The organism is Bradyrhizobium sp. A11 (assembly GCF_042077125.1).
Lineage (GTDB): Bacteria > Pseudomonadota > Alphaproteobacteria > Rhizobiales > Xanthobacteraceae > Bradyrhizobium > Bradyrhizobium japonicum_B.
The window spans coordinates 5,860,623-5,885,329 of sequence record NZ_CP149509.1; the positions used below are offsets into that span (position 1 = coordinate 5,860,623).

The window sequence follows — 24,707 nt, forward strand, 5'->3', positions numbered from 1 at the left end:
GAGCTCTTACGATCTCGCGATCATTTTGCCTTTGCACGCAAAGGTCGCTAAGCTGCCCCGATACACATTGCAGGGAGGGGCACATGGCAAACCGCGAAGACATGCTTGCATTGATCAGGGCCGGCTACGCCGCGCGTGACGGCGGTGACACCGAGAGCCTCGTGTCGGCCTTTCATCCCGAAGGCGCATTCACCCTGATGGGCAACAAGAGCGCGCTCGAATTAGCAGGAACAATGCAGGGCCACGCGACCCTGCGCGAAGCTTTCGGCCAATTCACCAAGGGCTTCGGCTTCGAAGGCCGCGAGATCCTGGCCGAGCTGGTGGACGGCGACCGCGTCGCCGTCCATTCCCGCGTCAATGTGCGATACCACCCGACCGGAAAGGCGGTCAGCACCGAGATCTTGGACCTGTTCAGATTTGAGGATGGGAAGATCGCGGAGCTGATCGAGTTTGCGGATACGGCGCAGATCAAGGCGATGATTGCGTGAGGGCGCGACGGTGAAACTCGTGCACAGTCCCCGTGTTCAGCAGGAAACCAATCAACCTCAGACGTTGCCCGTTCGCAGCCCAAACAGCCGCTCGTCGTGAGGATAGCGCCCGACATGCGACACGCGGATGCGCGCCGCATCCACGTGTCTCGGATTGATGAGATAGTTTTGCGCGAACGGCACGATGACCGACGGCACCGACACCACGGCGGTGCGCGCCTCGTCAAACCATGGCCTCAGCACGTCACGCGTCACCCTGGGATCGCCGGCCCACTTCGGCGATACTCTCTCAATATCGCTCAAGCTCACCTTTTCGACAGCCAGCTTATCCGGCACGTCAATACCAAGCAGTTGATAGCTCGTCGGCAAGTCTTCTGCATCGATTTCCAGATGCACCATCACTTCGACTAGCGCCGAAGCCGGATGATCCGCGGCGTAGACCACGTGCCGACCGCGATCGTGCCAGCGGCCTTCGGCCTTCAGGCCGCCAATACCGGAAAGATCGTCGAAATTGGAGATCCGCCAGATCCGCACGGCGAATCCTCAGGCAAAAATGCCATGGTCGATCCGATGCAACATCTCCTCGACCACGCGCGCGCCCGCTTCCGTCGCGAGGAATGCCAGCGGCGTCTCCCCGCCCAGGGCCTTCTTCGGCTTGCGCAGCCAGCGATGGCTCTTTGCGGCATCGCCGAACACGTTTGCGGCGAGCCGGTCGACCCGCGCCAGCCGAACCGCCTTGTCAGTCTCCTCGACGGTCAGCGGCTCGCCCTCCGACAGCCGCCGCGCCAGCGTGCGCTTCGGCACCACGAGGGCGTGGATTTCGTCGTCGCTGTAATTCGAGAGGCGCTTGAGCGCGGCGGGCTCGATGCGAAACAGGCTGTTGCCGTCGATCACGACGTCGAACAGCTCGACCGAGGCCTGCGGTTGATCCGCGATCCTACCGAGCCCGAGCGACGGCGCATCGGTGATTGTCGAGAGCCCCGTGACCGCATCGAAATGCCCGCGCACGACAACCGCGCCGGGTGGAGTTTGATAGGTCTGCTCCGGTTCGGCGGCGGACAGGCGTTCTCGATCCGCAGGCTTCCGCGATGTCTCGGGAGCAGACTTGCGCGTTGGCCTCTTGTGGTCGAGCCGCTCTGTAAGGACCGACGCCGCGATCGCCTTCGTTCGCTTGCTGGTCAGCGAGCCAGACCCACCTAGCCGGTGCGGAGCGGTTGAGCCCACACGTTTGCCACTACGCGCATCCTTTGCCATCGACCCGTCCCGCTCCGTGCCAGATGCCCCAAAAGACTGGCCAACTGGCATCTAAGCACATGGACAGGTGCATTCAAGCACCACCCGGCGGATGGATGAGCTCGCGTGTGGGGTTAAAGCTCGGCGCATGCTCACCGAAAGACACCCTCCCCGAGATTTGAGGTGAGTTAGAGGCTGATCAAGTCGGCCATTGGGGCTTTGAGCAGGGTCTTGGAATCATTGGTACAGTTGGGTGGGCTCGAACCACCGACCTCCTGTTCCACAGACAGGCGCTCTAACCAACTGAGCTACAACTGCATCCTAGCGAGCCGCCCTCAAGGGGGTGCCTAAAAAGGCTTATCACCGAGGGGGCTGGACGGGGCGGAAACTAGGTGCAACGGCCCGGTTTGGCAAGGCCGCATTGGTGTGAAAAACCCGCGGAAATCACCGTCAGTGCGATGAAATCGGGCTGGATGGCGATGGCGAGGGTGTCTCTCCCGGCTGTGGACAAACCCCCTCTGGGGGAAAGCTCTCACCTGGCAAGGCTTCTGCGGCCATCCTTCGAGACGCCCGCTTTGCGCGGGCTCCTCAGGATGAGGGCGGAGTGCGCGGCGGCAATTTGAGCGGACACCGGTGCCCATCAGCCTCATCCTGAGAAGACCGCGGAGCGGTCGTCTCGAAGGACGAAGGCGTGCGCTCCGGCGGTTACCCTGCGCTTGCGGCAGAGGCGAAGAAAAAAACCCGGGCACTTGGCCCGGGTTTCCTTCAGATCAAACCGGCCTGACCGCTCAGGCGGCGGGCGGCATGTACTTCGAGGCAGAGGCCTTGATCGGCTCGGCGGTCTCGGCGGCAACGCGCTGGGTCAGTTCGACCAGTTCCTTGGCCTGGGACTGCAGGGTCTCGAACTGCTTGCGGGTATGGCCGGTCCACAGCTCCAGCGCTTCCGACGGCGACTTGGCGCCGAACAGCTGCTGGGCGAAGTCGAGCTGGGCGTTGCTGTTGGCCTTCATGAACTCGACCAGCTTGGCGGTGTACTCGCTCGCGCCCTTGGAGGCCGAGGTGAACACGGCCTCGACGGTGCCGTTGTGGGTCTCGGCGGCGTCCTTGAACTTGGCGTAGCTTTCGCGGGCCTGCGACACGCCCTTCTCGGCGAACGCACGCATCTGCTCGGGAACCTCGAACGGAATGATCGAGGCAGAAAACGGATCAGTCGCACCTGTCATGGTTGTCCCTCACGCTAATTGAAAAATGGAGTGAGCCTTCTGGCGCGCCCGCCGGCCCCTGTCGGGCCTTCGCATTCAGCGGGTACGAAGACTGGAAACGCGAAACGAATGAGATGGCTCGCCCAGCGCCCAGCACTATGGCTGCCTATCATGTCAACATTGTGCAGCGCAATGCGCCCGGAGGGTGCAATGCGATAATTTAATCTCGGGGAGGGTGAGGTTCCGGTAAGGGGGAACCGGGGGTTGAGGTGAGGAAGTGGCCGCTGCGGTCATTCCGGGACCCGAGCGAAAGCGAGGGAGCTATGGTGCGCACTTGTGCACCTGAGAATCCATTGGGCCGCGGAGACGGTGGATGGATGGATTTCCGGGTTCGAGCTGCGCGCGCCCCGGAATGACGAGGTGTGGGGAGGTTGGCGGCTCGCGTTACAACCGATTGCTCTGGAGGCCCTCCCCGCCGAATCCCTTGGATGAACCTGACTGCGGCTTGCGGGGGTGGCGGGATTAAGGTTATCGCGGCTTTGGGATACCGGCGGAGGGGCGAGCCGTGGACCTGCGCGCGGGCGCGGGCGATACTAACCCTTTCTTAAGGCTGTCATTCCCGGCAGCCGCCAGCGTCCAGCGTGAGACTTAAAGCCGGTCGGATGACGAGTTCGGATTTCCAGTTGCGAGGGGTGGGCGATCCGCGGCTGGCCGTGCATGCGACCTCCGCTCTGCCGGCCTGGCTGTGGTCGATCGACGGCGCGCGCGTGCTGTGGTGCAATCCGGTCGGCGCAAGGCTGTTCGGCGCGGCGCATAGCGCGGCACTGGCGGGCAAGGTGTTCGGCCCGGCGGACCCGCACCGCCGCCAGGTCGCCCGGCTCGCGCGCCAGCTGCCGGCGAACGGCACCGTGCGGCTCGAACGTCTGCGCGGCTTCGGCGCAAGGCTCGGCACGCTGATGACCTGCGCGTGCAGCCGGCTCGACTTTGCCGACGGCAGCCATGCCGTGCTCGTCACCGCGATGGATCCGAGCCTGCGCAGCATGCCGCTGATCGAGCGGCTGCATCGCCTGGTCGAAGGCGCGCAAATGCCGATGGCGGCGTTCGCGCCCGACGGCCTGTTCGTCGGCGCCAGCGACGCCGCCCGCGCCCTGCTCGGCTTCCGCGATCTCGGCGAGGCCGGGCTCGAGAAGGCGCGCAGCGATGCGCTACGCGACGGCCGCGCCGAGACGCCGATCGGGATCGGCCAGATGGTGCTGCAACGGGTCGGCCGAGGCGCCGATGTTGGCCTGGTCGCGCTGATCGAGCCGGCTGCCGCCGCGCAGGCCGGGCCTGCCGCGCATATGCCTGCCGAGCCTGTGCCTGAGACCATGGCGGATGTCGCGAACAAGGCGCCGGTTGAATCCGCGCCGCAAGCCGCCGCAACCATGCCGAGCGAGCCGCCGCCGTCGCAGCACACCTCGGCCGGGATCTCCTTGTTCGATGCGTTCGCCGAGACGTCCGCAGCCGAGACGATCGCGCCCGAACCGCAGGATACGGTCGCCGACGTCGTGGCAAAGACTCCGGTTGAAAACCCGCCGGAAGCCATCGTGCCGCCGCAAGCCGCGCCGATCACATCCGGCATGGTCGAGCCGCCGTCGGGCCAACAGCCGCCCGCACCGCGTCAGCATCCGCTGCGCTTTCTCTGGCAGACGGATGCGGAGGGCCGCTTTGTGCTGCTCTCCGACGAATTCATCCGCCTGATCGGCGCGCGCACCGCGAGCGGCTTCGGCCGTCCCTGGCACGAGATCGCCGCGGCGTTCTCGCTCGATCCAGAGGGGCGCATCGCGCAGGCGCTGGCAAGCCACGACACCTGGGCCGGCATCAATGTGAACTGGCCGACCGACGGCGGTGCGCAGCTGCCGGTCGAGCTCGCCGGCCTGCCGACTTACGATGCCGCGCGCGATTTTGCCGGCTTCAAGGGCTTTGGCGTCTGCCGCGATCTCGACGCGCTCAACCGGCTCGATGCGCTCAGGCGCTTCGAGCTGCTCAGCGAGCCGCCGGCGCAGCACGGCCCGGCCGCCGATGTGGTCGAGCCCGAGGTCGAGCCGGGGGACGAGCCCGAGCCGGTGGCGGAGGTGCCGCCTCCGCCGATCGAGCCGTCCGAGCCCGAGCCCGAGCCGACCGCCGAAGCCGAACGACCCGAACCCAGCAGCGACGCGACTTCACCGCCAAACGATCCGGACATCCCAGTGGAAACGCCCGTCGAAACCCCGCCCAATGTCGTTCCGTTCCGCCCGGCCGGCGATGTCAGATCAATCAGTGATCAGAGATCGCCGACGCTGACGCCGGTCGAGAACAGCGCGTTCAACGAGCTCGCCCGGCAATTGTCCGAACGGCTCGAGCGCGAGCGCGAGACGATCGCGGACGCGTCCGAGCCCGTGACGGAGATCACGACCGAGCCGCCGGCGCCGGAGCCCACGCCGCCGCAGGCTGCGGCCGAATGGCTGACCGAGCCGGCGCCGCCGCCGCGCGGGATGAGCGCGCGCGACCGCGCGCTGCTCGATTTGTTGCCGACGGGCATCCTGATCTATCGGCTCGACCGCCTGCTCTACGCCAATTCCGCGTTCCTCGCGCGGATGGGCTATGCCGACATCCATGCGCTGGAGGACGCCGGCGGGCTGGACGCGCTCTATGTCGAGCCCGGCGTGTCCTCGGCGAGCAGCACCTCGCAGGGCGGCACGCCCGTCACGATCAGCGCCACCGTCGCAAACGGCGAGACGCCGCTTCCGACCACGAATGCACATCTGCACACGATCGACTGGGACGGCGAGAGCGCGCATGCGCTGATCTGCGCGCTGCCACAGCCGGCCCCTGCCGTCGCCGAGCCTGTCATCGCAGCGACCGTGGTCGCGGAGACGGTCGTCGCCGAAACCATTGTCCCGGAGCCGTTCGCTTACGCTGCCGAACCCGAACCCGCGGTCGGCGAAGCCGAGGCGGAAGACCTCGCCGCGATCCTCGACACCACGGCCGAGGGCATCGTGATGTTCGATGCCGAAGGCAACATCCACGCCTGCAACCGCAGCGCCGAGGCGCTGTTCGGCTATGACGGCACGGCGCTGCTGGAGCAGAACCTCTTGACGCTGTTCGCGCCCGAGAGCCAGCAGATCGTCGTCGACTATCTCGAAAGCCTCAAGAGCCAGGACATTGCGAGCCTGCTCGACCACGGCCGCGAGGTGCTGGGCCGCGAGAAGAAGGGCGGCGTCATTCCGCTCGCGATGATCATGGGCCGCACGCGGCCCGACGGGCCGAACTTCTTCGCCGTGTTCCGCGACCTCTCCCAGAGCAAGGCGGGCGAGAGCGAGCTGGCGCAGGCCCGCCGCCTCGTCCACAGCGCGGCCAACGCCAAGGCCGACATGCTGGCGCGGATCAGCCACGAGATCCGCACGCCGCTCAACGCCATCATCGGCTTTGCCGAGGTGATGATCTCGGAGCGCTTCGGCGCGCTCGGCAACGAGCGCTACGGCGAATACATGAAGGACATCCGCGCCTCCGGCGAGCGTGTCATCGCCATCATCGACGATCTCCTGGAGCTGTCGCGGATCGAGACCGGCAAGCTCGACCTCACCTTCGCCGACCTCAACCTCAACGACCTCGTCGAAGCCTGCGTGACGGTGATGCAGCCGCAGGCCAATCGCGAGCGCATCATCATCCGCACCTCGCTCGCGCATGCGCTGCCGCAGGTGACGGCCGACGCGCGCGCGATGCGGCAGATCACCATGAACCTGATCTCGAACTCGATCCGGCTCGCCAGCGCCGGCGGCCAGGTCATCGTCTCCACCGCCACGACCGACCGCGGCGAGATCGCGCTGCGCATCCGCGACACCGGCCACGGCCTGTCCGAGCGCGAGGTCGCCGCGGCGATGGAGCCGTTCCGCACCCCGCCGCCGGGCGATGCCGCGGACAGCGCGGCGCTGAACCTGTCGCTGACCAAGGCCCTGGTCGAAGCCAACCGCGCCCGTTTCAACATCAAGAGCGCGGGCCACGGCACGCTGATCGAAGTGGTGTTCACACCGGTGCCGGCGAAGGCGTGAGGCGCTCACTGGCTTGCGGGCAGACCGCGCGCCAGCGCCGCCGCCTGCTGCAGGCTGATGCCATTGGCGAGCGGGTCGGCGTGGCGGTGCGCCAGGTGCCACTCGCTTCCCGTGCGCCGGTAGACGAGCGTCACGCGCAGGGCCCATTCCTGCGCGGGCAGCCCTCCGACCTCGACGCTGTCCCGCTCGATCAGCGCCAGAACGACCATGTCCTGCGAGCCATAGGTTTGGACGACCTCCTGCCTGTGCGTGCCGTTCCTGAAGAACCGGCCCATCCGCTCCCACCTTTCAGGCGTGTACTCAGCAGCCTTTGACGGCACCCCGCCGAACGGCGACATCAGCACGAAATCGTCGGTGAGGGAGACCATCTGCCGGTAGGTGCCGGCGTCGCCGCGCATCAACGCCGCGTTCGCTTGCTGGGTATGGTCGATCAGTTTCGCGATCACGTCGTCGGCCGTGGCCGCCTCGGCAACGACGAGCGGCATGCACGCCATCCCTGCGAGCGTGTGACGCCTGGACACCGCCGCGGGTGCGGCTGCGCGAGAGTCTTGATCGTTCTTCATCCGAGGGCTCCGTGTTGACGGTTCATGCCGTTGCACAGATCGCTGCATGCCGCTTTGACCGTGATGAATCCAGTGATAAGATCTCAGGACCATGCTGAATCCTGCTCAGCTTGCCCGGGTCGACGTCAGCCTCCTCGTCGTGTTCAGCACCGTGCTGGAGGAGCGCCAGGTCTCGCGCGCGGCGGACAAGCTCAAGCTCACGCCCTCGGCGGTGAGCCACGGATTGGCCCGGCTGCGGCGCATCTTCCACGATCCGTTGTTCCTGAAGACGCCGAGCGGCGTGAAGCCGACGGAGCGTGCGCTCGCGCTTGCAGGTCCCGTCGCCGAACTCCTGTCGCGCCTCGATGCGATCGTGTCGGCCGCCGAGCCCTTTGACGCGCGAACGGCGAGGCGCTCGTTCACGATCGGCACACCGGATGCGCTGGCCGCGGTGTTTCTCGCTTCCCTCCTCGAGACCCTGGCCCGGGAAGGCCCGGGAATCGACATCCGGCTGCTGCAGCTGATGCCGCAACGCCAGGGCAAGGCGTCGGGCCAGGCGTGGCAGGACACGCTCTCCGAGCTCGATTCGCACCGGCTCGAGCTCGCCGTGCTGCCGGTCGGTCCGTTGCCGTCGCGTTACGCCGAACGATTGCTGTTCGAGGAGGACTTCGTCGTCGCCATGCGCAAGGGCCACACGATGGCCCGCAAGGTCACGCTCGCGACCTATCTGGCAGCACGGCACATGCTGGTCTCGGCGACCGGTGATGCGCTCGGGATCGTCGACGTCAGGCTTGCCGAACGGGGCCATTCCCGGCGCGTGGCGCTGACCGTGCCCAACTTCATGTTGGCGCTGGCGCAGCTCGCCGAGAGCGATTTCATTGCGACCTTGCCGCGCCATCTGGTCGAACGCCATGCCGCGCGTTTCGACCTGGTGATGCGTCCCGTGCCGTTTCCGTGGACGCCCGACCCTGTGCGTGTCGTCGCCTCACAAGCCGCGATGGCGGATGCCGGTGTCGCCTGGCTGTTCGAGACAGTGGCGCGCTGCCTGGGTCCGCCGCCGCCGACAGCGCCCAGGCGTCGCATCTCCGCCTGATCCGGATAACAAAAGGGCACGGCTTGCGCCGTGCCCTTTCGCATTCCTGTCGCCTGGTCTCAGCTGTAGATCTCGAACAGGCCGGCGCCGCCCTGGCCGCCGCCGATGCACATCGTCACCACGCCCCACTTGGCCTTGCGGCGGGCGCCTTCCTGCAAGAGGTGTCCGGTGAGACGGGCGCCGGTCATGCCGAAGGGATGGCCGATCGCGATCGAGCCGCCGTTGACGTTGTACTTGGCGGGATCGATGCCGAGCTGGTCGCGGCAGTACAGGCACTGGCTGGCGAAGGCCTCGTTGAGCTCCCACAGGTCGATGTCGTCGATCTTCAGGCCGGTGCGCTTGAGCAGCTTCGGGATCGCGAACACCGGGCCGATGCCCATCTCGTCGGGCTCGCAGCCGGCGGTGGCCCAGGCGACGAAGCGGCCGAGCGGCTTGAGGCCGCGCTTCTCGGCGTCCTTGGCTTCCATCAGCACCACGGCGGCGGCGCCGTCGGAGAGCTGGCTGGCATTGCCGGCGGTGACGAACTTGCCGGGCCCCTTCACCGGCTCCAGCTTGGCGAGACCTTCCAGCGTGGTCTCGGGCCGGTTGCACTCGTCGCGGTCGACGACGTAGTCGACGATGCTCTCGGCCTTGGTCTGCTTGTCGACGACCTTCATCCTGGTCTTCATCGGGACGATCTCGTCCTTGAACTTGCCGGCCTGCTGCGCCGAGGCCATGCGTCGCTGCGATTCCAGCGAGAACTCGTCCTGGTATTCGCGGCTGAGCTTGTAGCGCTCGGCGACGATGTCGGCGGTGTCGATCATCGCCATGAAGATGTCAGGGGCGACCTTGAGCAGATCAGGATCGACCGATTCTTTCGGCGTGCCGCCGCCGGGAATCGAGATACTTTCGACCCCGCCGGCGACGATGCAGTCGGCGCCGTCGGAGCGGATCGAGTTGGCGGCCATCGCGATGGTCTGCAGCCCCGAGGAGCAGAAGCGGTTGACCGAGACGCCGGCGGTGGTCTTCGGCAGGCCGGCGAGCAGCGCGGCCTGGCGGCCGATGTTCGGCGCGCCATGGGCGCAATTGCCGAGATAGCAATCCTCGACATAGTCCTTGTCGACGCCGGCGCGGTCCACCGCATGCTTGATGGCGTGGGCCGCCAGCGACATCGGCGGCGTGATGTTGAACCCGCCGCGGCCGGATTTTGCGAGGCCCGTACGCGCATAGGAAACGATGACGGCTTCACGCATGTGTTTCTCCCTTGTCGAACGATTTTGAACGGAGCCTAGTTACGAGGCGTTCTGGGCGCCAGTGGTACACAAAGTTGGGCAGGCGCGCGAAACAAAAACGCCGCCTCCGGTGAAGGAGGCGGCGTTGTTCCGCGGGTCGGAATATGACGGTGACGGGCGTGGTTAGAACTGGCTCTGTCGGCTTGCTCTGTCACCTCTCCCCAGCGGGGAGAGGTCGGATTGCGTCAGCAATCCGGGTGAGGGGCCGCAGCATTCGGTGAGAGCGTAAACCCCTTACCCGGATCGCATCTTGCGATGCGATCCGACCTCTCCCTTCGGGAGAGGTGAAGATCAGAACGTCAGCGCCTTGGCCTGCTTGACCTGCGGCAGCGCCTGCACCTTGGCGAGCAGGTCGGCCGGCACCGCGCCGTCGACCTCGACCAGGGCGATGGCATCGCTACCGGGCGCGACGCGGCCGAGATGGAAGGTGGCGATGTTGAGCTTGGCGTCGCCGAGCAAGCTCGCGAACCGGCCGATGAAGCCCGGCTTGTCCTCGTTGGTCACGTAGATCATCGACTTGCCGAACTCGGCGTCGACCCGGATGCCCTTGATGTCGACGAGGCGCGGCTTGCCGTCGGCGTAGACGGTGCCCGAGACCGACCGCTCCTGCCGCTCGGTGGTGACGGTGACGGTGATCAGGCTCTCATAGTCGCTCTGGGCGGCGCGCACGATCTCGTCCACTACCATGCCGCGCTCCTTGGCGACGACGGGCGCGGACACGACGTTGACCTCGCCCAGCATCGGGCGCAGCAGGCCCGACAGCACGGCGGAGGTGATCGCCTTGATCTTCATCTCGGCGACGTGGCCCTCATAGGTGATCTCGACCTTGAGGATGCCGCTCTCGGTGAGCTGGCCGGCGAACGAGCCGAGCTTCTCGGCGAGCGAGATGAACGGCTTCAGCTTCGGCGCTTCCTCCGCCGTGATCGAGGGGAAGTTGACCGCGTTCGAGATCGCGCCGGTGAGCAGATAATCCGACATCTGCTCGGCGACCTGCAGCGCGACGTTCTCCTGCGCTTCGGTGGTGGAGGCGCCGAGATGCGGCGTGCAGATCACGTTGGGATGGCCGAACACCACGCTCTTGGTCGCGGGCTCCTCGACGAAGACGTCGAAGGCGGCGCCGGCGATGTGCTTGGCATTGAGCGCATCGACCACCGCCTGCTCGTCGACGAGACCGCCGCGGGCGCAGTTGATCAGGCGCACGCCCTTCTTCATCTTGGCGATCGCGGCCGCATCGATGATGTTCTTGGTCTTTTCGGTGAGCGGGGTGTGCAGCGTGATGAAGTCGGCGCGCTTGAGCAGGTCGTCGAGCTCGACCTTCTCGACGCCGATATCCTTGGCGCGCTCCGGCGACAGGAACGGGTCAAACGCGATCACCTTCATGCGCAGGCCGAGCGCGCGGTCGGCGACGATCGAGCCGATATTGCCGCAGCCGACGACGCCCAGCACCTTGCCGGTGATCTCGACGCCCATGAAGCGGTTCTTCTCCCACTTGCCCGCCTGGGTCGAGGCATCGGCCTGCGGAATCTCGCGGGCCAGCGCCAGCATGAGGGTGATGGCGTGCTCGGCGGTCGTGATCGAATTGCCGAACGGCGTGTTCATCACGATGATGCCCTTGGCCGTGGCGGCGGGGATCTCGACGTTGTCGACGCCGATGCCGGCGCGGCCGATCACCTTGAGGTTGGTCGCCTTCTCCAGGATCTTGGCGGTCGCCTTGGTCGCCGAGCGGATCGCGAGGCCGTCGTAATTGCCGATGATCTCGGCGAGCTTGTCCTTGTCCTTGCCGAGATTGGGCTGGAAGTCGACCTCGACGCCGCGATCCCTGAAGATCTGAACGGCAGCGGGCGAGAGCGCGTCGGAAATGAGAACTTTGGGTTTGGTCATTGGGATGTGTCCTTCACACCCTCCCCTAGAGGGGGAGGGTCGGCGCGAAGCGCCGGGGTGGGGTGAAGCTGCAACAAAGAGAATTGCCGGTGCGCCGTGTGGAGAGATCACCCCACCCCGCCGCACCTGACGGTGCGTCGACCCTCCCCCTCCAGGGGAGGGTAAGAACTCAGGCCGCCTTCGCGAGCGTGGCCTTGGTCTCGGCGAAGGCCCAGTCGATCCACTGCGTCAGCAGCTCGACGTCCCTGGCTTCGACGGTGGCGCCGCACCAGATGCGCAGGCCCGCGGGCGCATCGCGGTAATAAGCGAAGTCGTAGCCGGCGCCTTCCTTCTCGACCAGCGCAACCAGCTTCTTGGAGAACTCGGCCTGCGCATCCTCCGAGAGCGAGGTGATCGCGGGATCGGTGAACTTCAGGCACACCGAGGTGTTTGAGCGGATCGAAGCGTCCTTGGCCAGGAAGTCGATCCAGGGCGTCTTCGCCTTCCAGTCGGCCAGCACCTTGGTGTTGGCGTCGGCACGCGCGATCAGCGCCTTGAGGCCGCCGATCGACTTGGCCCAGTTCAGCGCGTCGAGATAATCCTCGACGCAGAGCATCGACGGGGTGTTGATGGTCTCGCCGACGAAGATGCCCTCGTTGAGCTTGCCGCCCTTGGTCATGCGGAAGATCTTCGGCAGCGGCCAGGCCGGCTTGTAGGTCTCGAGCCGTTGCACCGCGCGCGGCGACAGGATCAGCATGCCGTGCGCGGCTTCGCCGCCGAGCGCCTTCTGCCAGGAGAAGGTGACGACGTCGAGCTTGGTCCAATCGAGCGGCTGCGCAAAGGCCGCGGACGTCGCGTCGCAGATGGTCAGGCCTTCGCGGCTCGCACTGATCCAGTCGGCGTTCGGCACGCGTACGCCGGAGGTGGTGCCGTTCCAGGTGAAGACGACGTCGCTGTTGGGATCGACCTTGGAGAGATCGGGGATCTCACCATAGGGTGCGTTCAGCTTGGTGACGTCCTTGAGCTTCAATTCCTTGACGATGTCGCTGACCCAGCCTTCGCCGAAGGATTCCCAGGCGAGCGTGGTGACGGGCCGCGCTCCGAGCAGCGACCACAGCGCCATCTCGACCGCGCCGGTATCCGAGGCCGGCACGATGCCGATGCGGTAATCGGCGGGCACCTCGAGCACTTCGCGCGTCAGATCGATCGCGAGCTTGAGCTTGGTCTTGCCGACCTTCGCGCGATGCGAGCGGCCGAGCGCTGCGTCCTTGAGATTTTGGGCGTTCCAGCCGGGGCGCTTGGCACAGGGGCCGGAGGAGAAATGCGGCACGTTCGGCCGCGAAGCGGGCTTCGCTACAGTCATCGTCTACCCTTCCAGATAGTAAGCCTCCCGTTGGGGGGAGGTGTCCCGCCGCGGCTGATACGGGAATCGGGCTGGGCAGTCAAGGAAGTTCCGGCGTCTCACGCTGGAGTGAAGGCGCATCCGGTGCGATATCGGGGGATTCCACGACCGCGAGCGCATTCAGCAGGTCCGTGGCCTCGCTGATCAATTGCGCGGCGCGGCGGCGGCTGCCGACCTTCAAAATGCATTTGTCGTTGGCCTGCACGACATAATCGTTGCCGACCTTGATCATGGAATAGCTTGTCATCGAAATCCCCGAACCGACCGAGCCCGGTTTCTGACGCTGCCTAGCACCGTTCGTTCCTTCATCAACGTGAACGACCAGCGGGTAGTTTACCGGCTCTTAACACGAACGAATGCGAGCTCTGAATTTGCTGATCGTGCAACGCTCGCGCGCAGCCGCCTCAGAAGCGGACGGTCATACCGACGTGACTGGCCGTGAATCCAAGCCGCTTGTAGAAGCGCTGCGCGTCGGCTCGCGTCTCGTGCGTCAGCAATTCGACCAGATTGCAGCCGCGTGCCTTGGCTTCCGCCACGGCCCATTGCACCAACTGCTCGCCGATGCCGCGGCTGCGACAATCGGTGGCAACGCGCACGTCCTCGAGCAGGCCGCGACTGCCGCCTTGCGAGCTGATGCCCGGCAGGATCGCGAGTTGCAGGCAGCCGATCACCCTGCCCTCGGCCTCGGCCACCACCAGCGCAAGATTCGGATCGCACTCGACCCGCGCGAACGCGTCGTAATAGGCGGCGGGCAACGGATCCTCAACGCGCTCCCGCGCGCGGCCGAGATGATCGTCGGCCAGCATCGCCACGATCGCGGGAACGTCGTCGCGGCGTGCGCTGCGAATGGAGACGGTGCTCATGTCGACAACTCCAAGCTCAACGCGCCGGCGGAAGACCGAGAAATGCTTCGACGTCGCCGATCCAGCGGCGGACCGACGCATATTTGCCGAGGTCGAAGCCGCCTTCGTGCGCCACGCGGGTATAGGCGAGCAGCGAGACGTCGGCGAGCGAGACCGCTTCGCCGGCGAAGAATCGGCTGGCCGCCAGATGCCGTTCCATGCGGTCGAGCGCCGCATAGCCGCGCTTGACCTTCTCGGGGTCGAGCTCGGATGCTTCCTTGCCGAGATAGACGAGTAGGAAGCGGCACACCGCGATATAGGGCTCGTGGCTGTACTGCTCCCAGAACAGCCATTCGTCCATCTTCGCGGCCGCAAAGGCGTCGCGCGGAACGAGCGCGCTGTCGCGGGCGAGATAGCGGATGATGGCGTTGGACTGCGCCAGCGTGCGGCCGTCGTCGAACGCGACCGTAGGCACCTGGCCGGCGCCGTTCATCTCGAGGAATTGCGGCGTGCGCGTCTCGCCCTTGCTGGTGTCGATTTCGACCCACTGATAGGGCAATGCGAGATGATCGCAGACCCACTTCACCTTCAGACAGTTTCCGGAATTGCTGTCGCCGTAGACCTTCATCGCCGCCGCCCCGTTGTGAAGCGACAGAGCATCAGGACGGAGCGAAACTGTCAACCGCGGCGCGGCGAGCTCGTGTCAGAACTTGTAGCCGAGGCCGGCGCGGACGGAGTGGATATTCGATTCGATGTCGGACGTCACGCGCTGGTATTCATATTCGGCACGGGCGAACAGTCCGCCGACCAGCATGACATCGACACCGGCGCCGGCGGAGTAACCGTAGACCAGCTTGGTCTTGGTTGCGAACGACGTGGGCGCTGGCGGCAGCGTCGGTACCGGCGATGCCGAGACGGTGCGCTCGACAGTCTGGCTGCCGAGGCCGCCACCGAAGAAAGCGTAGGGCAGGAAGCATCCCCAGGCGTAGCCGGCGCGCATGCGCAACGAACCGAAATCGGAGATGCCGACGACCGCCGATGAATCGGTGGTGGCAAGCAGCGCGCCCGTGGTGGAGTCGAATCTCTGGCCGACCGATCTCGACGTCGACTTGAAGCCGCCATGAATGTAGTTCGCCTCGACGCTGAGAACGACATCGTCCCATTGTCCGTTGTAGCCGGCGAAGGCGCCCCAGCCGGCGCTGCTGCTTTGCGCGCTGGCGAGACCCAACCAGGGGTAATTCCCGGTCGGCCTCCAAGTTGCCTGAAGGTCGCTGTTGATGTTCGAGTCGATCTTAGATGTGACCGTGCCGTACTCGCCCTGGCCGCCGATGTAGTAGCCCTGCCAGTTCGCCCGGACATTGGTCAGCCCGTCGGTGAAGCTGCCGCGCAGGATCGGCAGGTCAGGCATATCGGCCGCGTTCGCGGCAGACACCGTCCCCAACATCGCTGCCGCCAACAAAAGCCCACGCATCGCAACGCTCCATCGAACCCGAACTGTTGCGATGATCATCGCCCGTTAACCTTAACCAATGGTTGCGCCGGAGGCCTTGGTCGGAGCCCGCCATGAAAAATGCACACAGCAAAACGGCGCGGGATGATCCCGCGCCGTTAAGAGAGCTTAACCGATGAGGCTACCGATCAGCCCTTGGTGACGAGCGGCGGCGGCGCGTAGACCGGCGGGCTGTTGAGATCCCAGCGCACACCGAGCTTGACGTCGTGCGAGGTGATGTCCTTGATTTTGATCGAGGTCGGGCCGGAGGCGCTGTTGTCGAACAAGCGATAATTGCCGGGCGCGCCGTCGCCGAGGTTCATGTAGCTGTAGGCCAGTTCGACCGTGAAGCCGGGATTGACCTTGTAGGCCAGACCGGCGTGAGCGGCCCAGGCCAGGTTCCACTTTCCGTGGTCGCCAAAGTAGGCGACGCTGTTGGACAGCACGCCGCCAGAATACGAGACGCCGTCGTCGCGGAAACCGCTGATCTTGTTATAGGAGCCGCCAACACCGGCGCCGATGAACGGGGTGATGCACCACCAGGTGCCGAGATCGACATAGGCGTTGGCCATGACGACCCACTCGGACTTGCTGCCGCTGTAATTATTGACGCCGACGAAGCCGGGTCCGACGACATTGTCGCTGCCGTGCAGAGTGGCCTTGCCGCGATACTGGCCGATCAAATCGGCGCGGAACCAGCTGTTGAAGCGATAACCGGCGCCGAGACCGAACAGCGGCGAGGAGTCGAAACCGAGGCCTTCCGTCGTCTTCGAATACCCGGCCGGCAGGGCGCTCTCGACGCGCTTGGCGCTCTGATTGGTCATGCCGATGTCGCCGCGCAGATACCAGCCGCCGAAGTCGGCGGGCGGAGCCGGCGGCGCGTACATGGGAGGGGGCGCCGCGATCGGCATGTCGGCGGCGAAAGCCATCGACGAGATCAGGGTTGCCGCACCCGCGGCAAGGAGAGACTTAACGCTACGCATTGGCTTCGTCCTTTTGGCCGGTGAGGCAAACACGCAGGCCTCACGTTCTGGAAACTCACGGAGCGGACGATGCCAGCAAATGTTTAAGCGCCACTTAACCCTAATTTTTAAGGTTGATTTTTTCTCTACTCTCGCGCGCACGGCGCCTGAGCGTTGCAGGAATGCCGCATCAAATGCGGCGGCTCGAGCGCAATTGCTAACGATCGGTGAAAGTGCGCTGCAGCGGGAGAGGAAGCGTTAACGCGTGTGCCGCGGCAGCTTGGGCAGGAACACCGCAAGCAGGCCGATCGCCGGCAGATAGGCGCAGACCTGGTAGACGAACTCGATCGAGGTGCGATCGGCGAGCTCGCCGAGCACGGCGGCTCCGAGGCCCCCGATGCCGAAGGCGACGCCGAAGAACACGCCGGAGATCATGCCGAAACGATGCGGCACCAGCTCCTGCGCGAACACGATGATCGACGACGTCGTCGAGGAGATGATCAGGCCGATGACGATGCTGAGCACCGCGCTGCCGACGAGCCCTGCATAGGGCAGCGCCAGCGTGAACGGCAGCGCGCCCAGGATCGAAATCCAGATCACGATCTTGCGGCCGAAGCGATCGCCGAGCGGGCCACCGAGAAACGCGCCGACCGCGTTCGCCGCCAGGAAGATAAACAGGTAAATCTGCGCGGCCTGTGTCGACACGCCGAAGCGGTCGATCAAATAGAAGATGTAGTAGCTCGACAGGCTCGAGACGTAGAGCTGTTTCGAGAACAGCAACGCCACCAGCACGAGCAGCGCGACGGCGACACGGCGCGAGCTCGGCGCGTCGGGATGGGCTTGAACCGCCGCCGTCTGCTTCGCCTTGATCTGCGGCGCGTACCAGCGCCCGATGCGCCACAGGATGAGGATGGCGAGGAACGCGATCGAGGAGAACCAGGCGATGCTGCCCTGCCCGAACGGCACCACGATCAACGCCGCCAGCACCGGCCCCATCGAGGTGCCGAAGCTGCCGCCGAGCTGGAACACCGATTGCGCAAAGCCGTAGCGGCCGCCGGAGGCGAGCCGCGCGATGCGCGCGGACTCCGGGTGAAACACCGCCGAGCCGAGGCCAACCAGCGCGGCGGCAACGAGGATGACGAGATATTGTTGCGCGGCGCTGAGCAGCAGCAGGCCGAAGAAGGTCGAGGCCATGCCGATCGCCAGCGAGTAAGGCTGCGCCTTCTTGTCGGTGTAGTGCCCGACCACGGGCTGCAGCAGCGAGGCCGTGAACTGAAAGGCCAGCGTGATCATGCCGATCTGCGCGAAATCGAGCGCGTAGGTGTCTTTCAGGATCGGATACACCGAGGCGATCAGCGACTGCATGGTGTCGTTGAGGAAGTGCGAGAAGCTGATGCCGGCGAGCACGATATAAGCCGGCCCCGCCGCCTTGGCGGCGGGTGCCACGTCAGCGACGATGACGGGCTCGGTCAGCATTTCCTCTGAGACGACGACAGGCTTGTTCAATGCAGCGATCCCGGCGCGGCGAACCGCCGCGACTTGCTAGGTACGATGCTGGCAGCGGCCGAACCACCGCCAATCGCAAATGGCTGGGATGCGCGTCCTACCCTGTCCGCGAGTCGGCTATCGTAGGGTGGGCAAAGGCGCACAGCGCCGTGCCCACCACCTGTCCGATACGGAAACGCAAGCGTGGGCACGCTCCGCTTTGCCCACCCTACGAAACTGTGCTTTACGCCGCGGCCTGGCCCAGCGCGGAGACGATGGTGTCGACGACGTCTTCGACCAGGATGCGGTCCTCGCCCTCACCCATGACGCGGATCACCGGCTCGGTGCCGGAGGAGCGGATCAGGAGGCGGCCGTGGCCGTTGAGCCGCTTCTCGCCGTCGGAGATCGCCGACTTGACGTCGGAATCATCGAGCGGCTTGCCGCCCTTGTGGCGGACATTCTTGAGGATCTGCGGCAGCGGATCGAAGCGGTGGCAGACCTCGGACACGGGACGGCGCAGCTTCTGCACCACCGCCAGCACCTGCAATGCGGCCACGAAGCCGTCGCCGGTGGTGGCGTAGTCGGACAGGATGATGTGCCCGGACTGCTCGCCGCCGAGATTGTAGCCGCCGCTCAGCATCTGCTCGAGCACGTAGCGGTCGCCGACCGGCGTGCGCACGAGATCGAGCCCCTGCCCGTTCAGGAAGCGCTCGAGCCCGAGATTGGACATCACGGTGGCGACGATGCCCGGCCGCGACAGCCGGCCGTCCTCCTTCCAGCTCTGCGCGATCACCGCGAGCAGCTGGTCGCCGTCGACGACATGGCCGCGCTCGTCGACCAGGATGACGCGATCGGCATCGCCGTCGAGCGCGATGCCGATGTCGGCGCGCATCTCACGCACTTTCTTCGACAGCGCTTCCGGCGAGGTCGAGCCGCAATCCTTGTTGATGTTGAAACCGTCGGGCTCGACACCGATCGGCACGACGTCGGCGCCGAGCTCCCACAACGCTTCGGGCACCACCTTGTAGGCGGCGCCGTTGGCGCAATCGATCACGACGCGCAGGCCGTCGAGCGAGAGGTCGCGCGGCAGCGTCCGCTTGGCGAATTCGATGTAGCGGTCGTGCACGCCGTCGATACGGCGAGCGCGGCCGAGGCTCGCACTCTGTGCGAGCCGCTTGTCGAGCGATTCGTCGAGCAACTGCTCGATCTGCCGCTCGACGTCGTCGGAGAGCTTGAAGCCCTGCGGGCCGAACAGCTTGATGCCGTTGTCCTCGAACAGATTGTGCGACGCCGAGATCATGACGCCGAGATCGGCGCGCATCGACTTGGTCAGCATCGCGACCGCCGGGGTCGGCATCGGGCCGACCAGCAGCACGTCCATGCCGACCGAGGTGAAGCCGGCGACCATCGCGTATTCGATCATGTAGCCTGAAAGGCGGGTGTCCTTGCCGATCACGACGCGGTGGCGGTGGTCACCGCGCTGAAACGCAAGGCCTGCGGCCTGGCCGACCTTGAGGGCGAGCTCCGGCGTGATCAGTCCGTTGGCGCGGCCCCGAATCCCGTCCGTCCCGAAATATTTGCGGCTCATATCGTCCCCCAACGCAACGATCAGGGTCCCCTCGACAACCACGGGCTGCCCGAACAGGCCCCGCATCCCTGATTTGCTGGGGTCTTATAATGCCTGTGCGGCTAACTTGGCTTCAAAAAATATGATGAATCATTACGGAACCAAGCCCGCCGCGATTCCGATAACGTCTTGTTAACGCTCCATTTCCCGTGATCCTGCCGGAATCGGGCGGAACCGGCGCTAGCTGCTGCGCTTGACGTGGCCGTCCTCCCGGCTCGGCGCCGGCTGGGTGACGTTGACGGGGTCGGAGCCCGGAAAGGTCTCTTCCAGCCCCTCTTCCAGCGCTTCCTCGAGATCATGCTTTTCCTTGATCTCCTCCGGTGAAGGTCCGGCGTGCGGCTTGGTCATGGCGGCCTCCTGCAAAACCTCGCGCAAACGATTTGGCTGTGCATCCAACCATGCTAGATGACCTCGAAATCTTCCGATGCAAGACGCTTGGGGGCCGGGGAAACGAGCATGAAGCATATCACCTGTATCGACGATCTTCGCGCCCTGCATAAGCGCCGCGTGCCGAAGGCGTTCTTCGACTATTGCGACCGCGGCTCCTATGCCGAGGAGACGCTGCGCGCCAACCGCGAGGACATGCAGGCGATCAAGTTCCGCCAGCGCATCCTGGTCGACGTCTCCAAGCGCGACACCTCGACCACGATCCTGGGCGAGCCCTCGACCATGCCGCTGATCCTCGCGCCCGTGGGCCTGCTCGGCATGCAGCACGGCGACGGCGAGATCCACGCCTGCCGCGCCGCGCAGGCCGCCGGTATCCCCTTCACGCAATCGACCATGTCGATCTGCTCGATCGAGGACATCGCCGCCAGCGTCGAGAAGCCGTTCTGGTTCCAGCTCTACGTCATGAAGGACCGCGGCTTCATCAAGGAATTGATCCAGCGCGCGATCGCGGCCAAGTGCAGCGCGCTGGTGCTGACCGTGGACCTGCAGGTGATCGGCCAGCGCCACGCCGACATCAAGAACGGCATGACGGTGCCTCCCGAATGGTCGCTGTCGAAGCTGCTGGATTTCGCCAGCAAGCCCAGCTGGGTCTCCGGCGTGCTGCAGGGCAAGCGCCGCACCTTCGGCAACATCGCAGGCCATGTGAAGAACACCGAGGATCTCAACCGCCTTGCCGAATGGACCGCCTCGCAGTTCGACACGTCGCTGAGCTGGAAGGACGTCGAGTGGGTCCGCAGCATCTGGCCGGGCAAGCTGATCATCAAGGGCATCCTCGACGTCGAGGACGCCGAGGAGGCCGCCAAGACCGGCGCGCAGGCCCTCGTTGTGTCCAACCATGGCGGCCGTCAGCTCGACGGCGCGCCGTCCTCGATCGAGGTGCTGCCCGAGATCGCGGATGCGGTCGGCGACAAGATGGAGATCATGTTCGACGGCGGCATCCGCTCAGGCCAGGACGTGATGCGCGCGCTCGCGCTCGGCGCCAAATCCTGCATGATCGGCCGTGCCTATGCCTATGGCCTCGGCGCCGGCGGCCAGGCCGGCGTCGCCAAGGCGATCGACATCATCCAGAAGGAGCTGCTCACCACCATGGGCCTGTGCGGCGTCAACCGGATCGACGAGATCGACGATCATATCATCGCGATGTGAGCACGCAGGCGCCGTAGGGTGGGCAAAGCGTAGCGTGCCCACCACCTTTCGCCGAATGAGAAAAGACGTGGGCACGGTGCTGGCGCGCCTTTGCCCACCCTACGATTTCCCCCTCACATCGGCGGCGTCAGGCCGTCGCGACCGACGCTGACGCGGTTGGTCTCGAACGAGCCATCCGGCAATTGCTTGATGAAGGCGATGACCTTGGCACCCGGCTTCAACTCGGATTTGTCGCTCGGCACGAAGGTCACGACCGGCGTGTTGTCGGCGACGAACACCTTCTTCTCGCCGTCCTTGTACTTGACCAGCAGCGTATGGCCGTCATTGCCGACGACGCTTTCGGCCACCGTCGCATTGGTCATGCTGGAATTCGGCTTGAGGTCCCAGGGCCGCGAGCCTTCGCCGGTGCCGCGCATGCTCTCCGGAAACACGTGGACCTCGACCGCGTTCTGGCTGCCGTCCGGTCCCGGCACCGTGGTCGCGCCGATGAACGAACCCGGCTTGATGTCGGCGAGTGAAATCCTGGTAATCCCCGATACGTTCACGTCGGAAGCAAGGCGGAGCTTCACCTCCTCGCCGCTGCGTGACTTGACCTGCAGGGTGTCGTTGCTGACGCTTTCGATGGTGCCGCGCACGCGCGTCGGCACCGGCGCCCTCTGGGCGAAGGCGCAGTAAGTCGATATGGCCAGCATCGCGACGGCGATCAGCGGACGGGTGAAAGTTGCACGTTGCACAGACATGACGGTCTCCGATTGCCCCCACGGAAGGAGAACTCCGAAGCACCTGCGCTATTCTCTCAAGTCTTTGTGAGATCGGCCTCGACCAACGCGCGCAGCTCGGCCGTGACCTCGGGCCGGCGGCCGAACCACAATTCGAAGCCGCGCACCGCCTGATGCAGCAGCATGCCGAGTCCGTCGGCGGTCCTCAGGCCGCGCGCTGCTGCGGCAGCGAGCAGCGGCGTCACCAGCGGGACATAGACGAGGTCGGCGACGACGGCCGCCTGCGGCAGGCGCGCGACATCGACATCGAGTGACGGCTGGCCGTGCATGCCGAGCGAGGTCGTGTTCACGAGAAGTTTTGCGCGCGGCAGGACGTCGTCGAGGCCATCCCATTTCACAGCATGCACGTTGGCCCCGAACTGCCTTGCCAGCGCCTCGGCCCGCGCGACGGTGCGATTGGCAAGATGTACGCGCTTGATGCCGCGTTCGAGCAACCCGAACACGACCGCACGCGAGGAGCCGCCGGCGCCCAGCACCAGCGCCTCCTCGGCCGCGTCCCAACCGGGCGCGCTGGCGTCGAGATTGCCGATGAAGCCTTCGACGTCGGTATTGGTCGCGTGCAGCTCGCCATCGGCAAACCACAGCGTGTTGGCTGCGCCCACGGCCTTGGCGCGGGCGTCGGGCGTCGACAGCGCCAGCACGCTCTCCTTGTGCGGGATGGTGACGTTGGCGCCGACGAAGCCGCGCAGCGACAGCCGCAGCACGAAATCGCGCAAGTCCTCGGGCGGAACCGCCTCGATGACGTAGCCGCCTTCGATGCCCAGCGTGCGCAGCCAGTAGCGATGGATCAGCGGCGAGCGCGAATGCGCGGCCGGCCATCCGATCAGACAGGCTGCAGGCGTTCTGGGCGCGGTCATCTTTCCCTCGGGGTCGTGCTTCCGAGGCGATCCATTTCGCGTCGCGCCCGCTCTGTCAAGCGGGCGCCACAGCGCCGGTCAGGCCGGCCGGGCGCGGGAAAGACGTGCCGTCAGCTCGCGGCAGTCTCCTCGCTTGCGCCACCCTTGATGTCGGCAATCGCGCGCTCGAGGCTCTGGCGATAGCGCGCGCGCGGCGGCGTCACGCCATGGGTGAGCAGCGCGCGGCGGACGGCCGGCGAAGCCCCCGTGATGAACAGCCTTATGCCCTCGCGGTGCGCCTTGGCGGCGACGCGGCCAAGCACATTGGCCGCCGTCGAATCCAGGAACGGCACTGCGGCGAAGTCGACCACGAAGGCCTTGCGCTTGTCGGCGACGGCGTCGAGCACGCTTCCGATGGCCGAGGCCGCGCCGAAGAAAAACGCACCGGTGATGCGATAGACCAGCACGTCGCGATCGACCGCAAGCGCGGGATCGTAGGGAACGCGGTCGCCATTACCGTCGTCGGGACGGTCGGCGACGGCCAGCGGCGAGCGTTCCTCGATGCCCGCCATTTCCGCCATGCGATGGATGAACAGCACCGCGCCGAGCGCGAAGCCGACCAGGATGCCTTCGGTCAGGTCGCGGAAGATCGTCAGCAGGAAAGTCGCGAGCAGCACGACGGCATCGCCCCATGACGAGCGCAGCAATGTGCCGAACTCGTGCTTCTCCGCCATGGTCCAGGCCACCACGACCAGCACCGAGGCGAGCGCTGCGAGCGGGATGTAGCTCGCAAGCGGCGCCGCAATCAGCATGAACAGCAGCAGGAAGACCGCATGCAGCATGCCCGCGAGCGGCCCGCGGGCACCGGCGCGGATGTTGGTGGCGGTGCGCGCGATCAGGCCGGTGACGCAGATGCCGCCGAACAGCGCCGAGCCGATATTGGCCGCGCCTTGCGCCACCAGCTCGCAATTGGAGCGGTGACGGCGCCCGGTCATGCCGTCGGCGACCACCGCAGACAGCAGCGATTCGATCGCGGCCAGCAGCGCGAACGCGATCGCGTCCGGCAGCACGGCGGTCGCCTTCGCAACCGAGAACGCGGGCAAGGCCGGCGAGGGCAATTCGCGCGGAATGCCGCCGAACCGCGAGCCGATGGTCTCGACCGGCAGCGAGAACACCGCACACGCGACGGCCGCGAACACGACCGCGATCAGGATACCGGGCCAGGACGGCCGCCAGATCCGCAAGGCCGCGATAATGGCGATGCTGACGACGGCGACCGCGACCGCGGATGGATTGAGGGTATCGAGGCCGCCGGCGAGCGCGAGCAGCTTGGGCACGAATTCGCTGGGCTCTTTGCCCGCGAGCGTGATGCCCGAGAGATCGCGGAGCTGGCTGGCGAAGATGATCACGGCGATGCCGGCGGTGAAGCCCACCGTCACCGGATAGGGAATGAACTTAATGTAGGTGCCGATCCGCAACAGCCCCGCGGCGATCAGAAACAGGCCCGCCATCATGGTGGCGAGGATGACGCCGTCGACGCCATGGCGCTCCGCGGTCGCGGCGACCAAGACGATGAACGCGCCGGCGGGGCCGCCGATCTGGAACCGGCTGCCGCCCAGCAGCGAGGCGATGAAGCCGCCGACCACGGCGGTGTAGAGACCGCGGTCCGGCGTCACCCCCGAGGCGATCGCGATCGCCATCGACAGCGGCAGCGCCACGATCGCAACGGTCAGGCCGGCGAAGACGTCGGCACGGAAATCCTCGAGGCCGTAGCCTTCACGCCAGACGGTGACGAGCTTCGGCAGATACAGTTCGGTAAAGGTCGGCTGACGCGGCTGGTGCAGCCGGCCCGCGTGATCGCTCGTGATGCTCATCTCGGCAAATTGCTCCGCTGCCCCTCGATGCTCCCAAGCATCGTGCGTCCCGTGTTGCG

22 protein-coding genes and 1 tRNA gene are annotated in these 24,707 nt (G+C 65.9%); 4 read left to right on the forward strand and 19 right to left on the reverse strand.

The genetic code is table 11. The features are described 5' to 3' along the window. Positions 1–83: 83 nt before the first annotated feature. Positions 84–488, forward strand: a complete 405-nt coding sequence (locus WI560_RS27530) for a nuclear transport factor 2 family protein (RefSeq protein ID WP_375305712.1) — start codon at positions 84–86, stop codon at positions 486–488. Positions 489–545: 57 nt separating this feature from the next. On the opposite strand, the gene WI560_RS27535 is transcribed toward WI560_RS27530, so the two are convergent. The 4 genes from WI560_RS27535 to WI560_RS27550 form a co-directional block, all read right to left on the reverse strand. After that, on the reverse strand, positions 546–1,022 hold the full coding sequence (locus WI560_RS27535; protein WP_375305713.1) for an RES family NAD+ phosphorylase: 477 nt from the start codon (positions 1,020–1,022) through the stop codon (positions 546–548). A 9-nt stretch (positions 1,023–1,031) separates the two neighbouring features. Next, the gene (locus WI560_RS27540; protein WP_375305714.1) at positions 1,032–1,742 is read right to left on the reverse strand and encodes an antitoxin Xre/MbcA/ParS toxin-binding domain-containing protein; all 711 of its coding nucleotides are present in this window, start codon (positions 1,740–1,742) and stop codon (positions 1,032–1,034) included. 220 nt (positions 1,743–1,962) lie between these two features. Further along, a tRNA-His gene (locus WI560_RS27545) sits at positions 1,963–2,039 on the reverse strand. Between the two features lie 470 nt (positions 2,040–2,509). Continuing rightward, a complete protein-coding gene (locus WI560_RS27550) occupies positions 2,510–2,944 on the reverse strand; it encodes a phasin (protein WP_028134454.1) in 435 nt (144 codons plus the stop codon). Between the two features lie 641 nt (positions 2,945–3,585). Between WI560_RS27550 and WI560_RS27555 the strand changes: the two genes are divergently transcribed. Beyond that, positions 3,586–6,993, forward strand: a complete 3,408-nt coding sequence (locus WI560_RS27555; protein ID WP_375305715.1) for a PAS domain-containing protein — start codon at positions 3,586–3,588, stop codon at positions 6,991–6,993. A gap of 5 nt (positions 6,994–6,998) precedes the next feature. Here the strand turns inward: WI560_RS27555 and WI560_RS27560 are convergent, their stop codons facing one another. Continuing rightward, positions 6,999–7,478, reverse strand: coding sequence for a YybH family protein (locus WI560_RS27560; RefSeq protein ID WP_375305716.1), 480 nt, complete (start codon positions 7,476–7,478; stop codon positions 6,999–7,001). A gap of 169 nt (positions 7,479–7,647) precedes the next feature. On the opposite strand from WI560_RS27560, the gene WI560_RS27565 reads away from it, so the two are divergent. After that, entirely contained in the window at positions 7,648–8,628 is a 981-nt protein-coding gene (locus WI560_RS27565) for a LysR family transcriptional regulator (protein WP_375305717.1), read from the forward strand. 59 nt (positions 8,629–8,687) lie between these two features. On the opposite strand, the gene WI560_RS27570 is transcribed toward WI560_RS27565, so the two are convergent. From WI560_RS27570 to WI560_RS27620, 11 genes are all read right to left on the reverse strand, one after another. Beyond that, the gene (locus WI560_RS27570; protein ID WP_126259118.1) at positions 8,688–9,860 is read right to left on the reverse strand and encodes a thiolase family protein; all 1,173 of its coding nucleotides are present in this window, start codon (positions 9,858–9,860) and stop codon (positions 8,688–8,690) included. Between the two features lie 330 nt (positions 9,861–10,190). Continuing rightward, positions 10,191–11,780: a phosphoglycerate dehydrogenase gene (gene serA / locus WI560_RS27575; protein WP_375305718.1), complete on the reverse strand. Its 1,590-nt coding sequence runs from the start codon at positions 11,778–11,780 to the stop codon at positions 10,191–10,193. 169 nt (positions 11,781–11,949) lie between these two features. Beyond that, entirely contained in the window at positions 11,950–13,122 is a 1,173-nt protein-coding gene (locus WI560_RS27580) for a phosphoserine transaminase (protein ID WP_375305719.1), read from the reverse strand. Positions 13,123–13,201: 79 nt separating this feature from the next. Next, positions 13,202–13,393, reverse strand: coding sequence for a hypothetical protein (locus tag WI560_RS27585; protein WP_257176550.1), 192 nt, complete (start codon positions 13,391–13,393; stop codon positions 13,202–13,204). 172 nt (positions 13,394–13,565) lie between these two features. After that, positions 13,566–14,024 (reverse strand): GNAT family N-acetyltransferase, encoded by a 459-nt coding sequence (locus WI560_RS27590; protein WP_257176549.1) that lies wholly within the window; start codon positions 14,022–14,024, stop codon positions 13,566–13,568. Positions 14,025–14,040: 16 nt separating this feature from the next. Further along, on the reverse strand, positions 14,041–14,631 hold the full coding sequence (locus WI560_RS27595) for a glutathione S-transferase family protein (protein ID WP_375305720.1): 591 nt from the start codon (positions 14,629–14,631) through the stop codon (positions 14,041–14,043). Positions 14,632–14,706: 75 nt separating this feature from the next. Further along, complete coding sequence (locus WI560_RS27600; RefSeq protein WP_375305721.1) at positions 14,707–15,474, reverse strand: outer membrane protein; 768 nt, start codon at positions 15,472–15,474, stop codon at positions 14,707–14,709. Between the two features lie 167 nt (positions 15,475–15,641). Further along, a complete protein-coding gene (locus tag WI560_RS27605) occupies positions 15,642–16,475 on the reverse strand; it encodes an outer membrane protein (RefSeq protein ID WP_375305722.1) in 834 nt (277 codons plus the stop codon). Between the two features lie 237 nt (positions 16,476–16,712). Further along, positions 16,713–17,960, reverse strand: a complete 1,248-nt coding sequence (locus WI560_RS27610) for an MFS transporter (RefSeq protein WP_375305723.1) — start codon at positions 17,958–17,960, stop codon at positions 16,713–16,715. A gap of 223 nt (positions 17,961–18,183) precedes the next feature. Further along, entirely contained in the window at positions 18,184–19,527 is a 1,344-nt protein-coding gene (glmM, locus tag WI560_RS27615; RefSeq protein ID WP_375157208.1) for a phosphoglucosamine mutase, read from the reverse strand. Between the two features lie 219 nt (positions 19,528–19,746). Continuing rightward, positions 19,747–19,914, reverse strand: a complete 168-nt coding sequence (locus tag WI560_RS27620; protein ID WP_167772118.1) for a hypothetical protein — start codon at positions 19,912–19,914, stop codon at positions 19,747–19,749. A 108-nt stretch (positions 19,915–20,022) separates the two neighbouring features. Between WI560_RS27620 and WI560_RS27625 the strand changes: the two genes are divergently transcribed. Continuing rightward, positions 20,023–21,159, forward strand: a complete 1,137-nt coding sequence (locus WI560_RS27625; RefSeq protein ID WP_375305724.1) for an L-lactate dehydrogenase — start codon at positions 20,023–20,025, stop codon at positions 21,157–21,159. Positions 21,160–21,272: 113 nt separating this feature from the next. On the opposite strand, the gene WI560_RS27630 is transcribed toward WI560_RS27625, so the two are convergent. The 3 genes from WI560_RS27630 to WI560_RS27640 all read right to left on the reverse strand — a co-directional run bounded on the left by WI560_RS27630 (position 21,273) and on the right by WI560_RS27640 (position 24,648). Then, positions 21,273–21,899: a hypothetical protein gene (locus WI560_RS27630; protein ID WP_375305725.1), complete on the reverse strand. Its 627-nt coding sequence runs from the start codon at positions 21,897–21,899 to the stop codon at positions 21,273–21,275. Positions 21,900–21,955: 56 nt separating this feature from the next. Beyond that, positions 21,956–22,795, reverse strand: a complete 840-nt coding sequence (locus WI560_RS27635) for a shikimate dehydrogenase (RefSeq protein ID WP_375305726.1) — start codon at positions 22,793–22,795, stop codon at positions 21,956–21,958. 110 nt (positions 22,796–22,905) lie between these two features. Continuing rightward, positions 22,906–24,648 carry a SulP family inorganic anion transporter gene (locus WI560_RS27640; protein WP_375305727.1) on the reverse strand — a complete coding sequence of 581 codons (1,743 nt, stop codon included), beginning with the start codon at positions 24,646–24,648 and terminating at the stop codon, positions 22,906–22,908. Between the last annotated feature and the right edge of the window lie 59 nt (positions 24,649–24,707).

Excerpts from the sequence above, each read along its gene's own strand:
- WI560_RS27640 (WP_375305727.1), bottom strand. The coding sequence starts at position 24,648 with ATGAGCATCACGAGCGATCACGCGGGCCGGCTGCACCAGCCGCGTCAG.
- WI560_RS27600 (WP_375305721.1), bottom strand. The coding sequence starts at position 15,474 with ATGCGTGGGCTTTTGTTGGCGGCAGCGATGTTGGGGACGGTGTCTGCC.
- WI560_RS27540 (WP_375305714.1), bottom strand. The coding sequence starts at position 1,742 with ATGGCAAAGGATGCGCGTAGTGGCAAACGTGTGGGCTCAACCGCTCCG.
- WI560_RS27585 (WP_257176550.1), bottom strand. The coding sequence starts at position 13,393 with ATGATCAAGGTCGGCAACGATTATGTCGTGCAGGCCAACGACAAATGC.
- glmM (WP_375157208.1), bottom strand. The coding sequence starts at position 19,527 with ATGAGCCGCAAATATTTCGGGACGGACGGGATTCGGGGCCGCGCCAAC.
- WI560_RS27580 (WP_375305719.1), bottom strand. The coding sequence starts at position 13,122 with ATGACTGTAGCGAAGCCCGCTTCGCGGCCGAACGTGCCGCATTTCTCC.
- WI560_RS27635 (WP_375305726.1), bottom strand. The coding sequence starts at position 22,795 with ATGACCGCGCCCAGAACGCCTGCAGCCTGTCTGATCGGATGGCCGGCC.
- WI560_RS27630 (WP_375305725.1), bottom strand. The coding sequence starts at position 21,899 with ATGTCTGTGCAACGTGCAACTTTCACCCGTCCGCTGATCGCCGTCGCG.
- WI560_RS27590 (WP_257176549.1), bottom strand. The coding sequence starts at position 14,024 with ATGAGCACCGTCTCCATTCGCAGCGCACGCCGCGACGACGTTCCCGCG.
- WI560_RS27595 (WP_375305720.1), bottom strand. The coding sequence starts at position 14,631 with ATGAAGGTCTACGGCGACAGCAATTCCGGAAACTGTCTGAAGGTGAAG.
- WI560_RS27620 (WP_167772118.1), bottom strand. The coding sequence starts at position 19,914 with ATGACCAAGCCGCACGCCGGACCTTCACCGGAGGAGATCAAGGAAAAG.
- WI560_RS27605 (WP_375305722.1), bottom strand. The coding sequence starts at position 16,475 with ATGCGTAGCGTTAAGTCTCTCCTTGCCGCGGGTGCGGCAACCCTGATC.
- WI560_RS27570 (WP_126259118.1), bottom strand. The coding sequence starts at position 9,860 with ATGCGTGAAGCCGTCATCGTTTCCTATGCGCGTACGGGCCTCGCAAAA.
- WI560_RS27550 (WP_028134454.1), bottom strand. The coding sequence starts at position 2,944 with ATGACAGGTGCGACTGATCCGTTTTCTGCCTCGATCATTCCGTTCGAG.
- serA (WP_375305718.1), bottom strand. The coding sequence starts at position 11,780 with ATGACCAAACCCAAAGTTCTCATTTCCGACGCGCTCTCGCCCGCTGCC.
- WI560_RS27625 (WP_375305724.1), top strand. The coding sequence starts at position 20,023 with ATGAAGCATATCACCTGTATCGACGATCTTCGCGCCCTGCATAAGCGC.
- WI560_RS27560 (WP_375305716.1), bottom strand. The coding sequence starts at position 7,478 with ATGCCGCTCGTCGTTGCCGAGGCGGCCACGGCCGACGACGTGATCGCG.
- WI560_RS27565 (WP_375305717.1), top strand. The coding sequence starts at position 7,648 with ATGCTGAATCCTGCTCAGCTTGCCCGGGTCGACGTCAGCCTCCTCGTC.
- WI560_RS27530 (WP_375305712.1), top strand. The coding sequence starts at position 84 with ATGGCAAACCGCGAAGACATGCTTGCATTGATCAGGGCCGGCTACGCC.
- WI560_RS27555 (WP_375305715.1), top strand. The coding sequence starts at position 3,586 with ATGACGAGTTCGGATTTCCAGTTGCGAGGGGTGGGCGATCCGCGGCTG.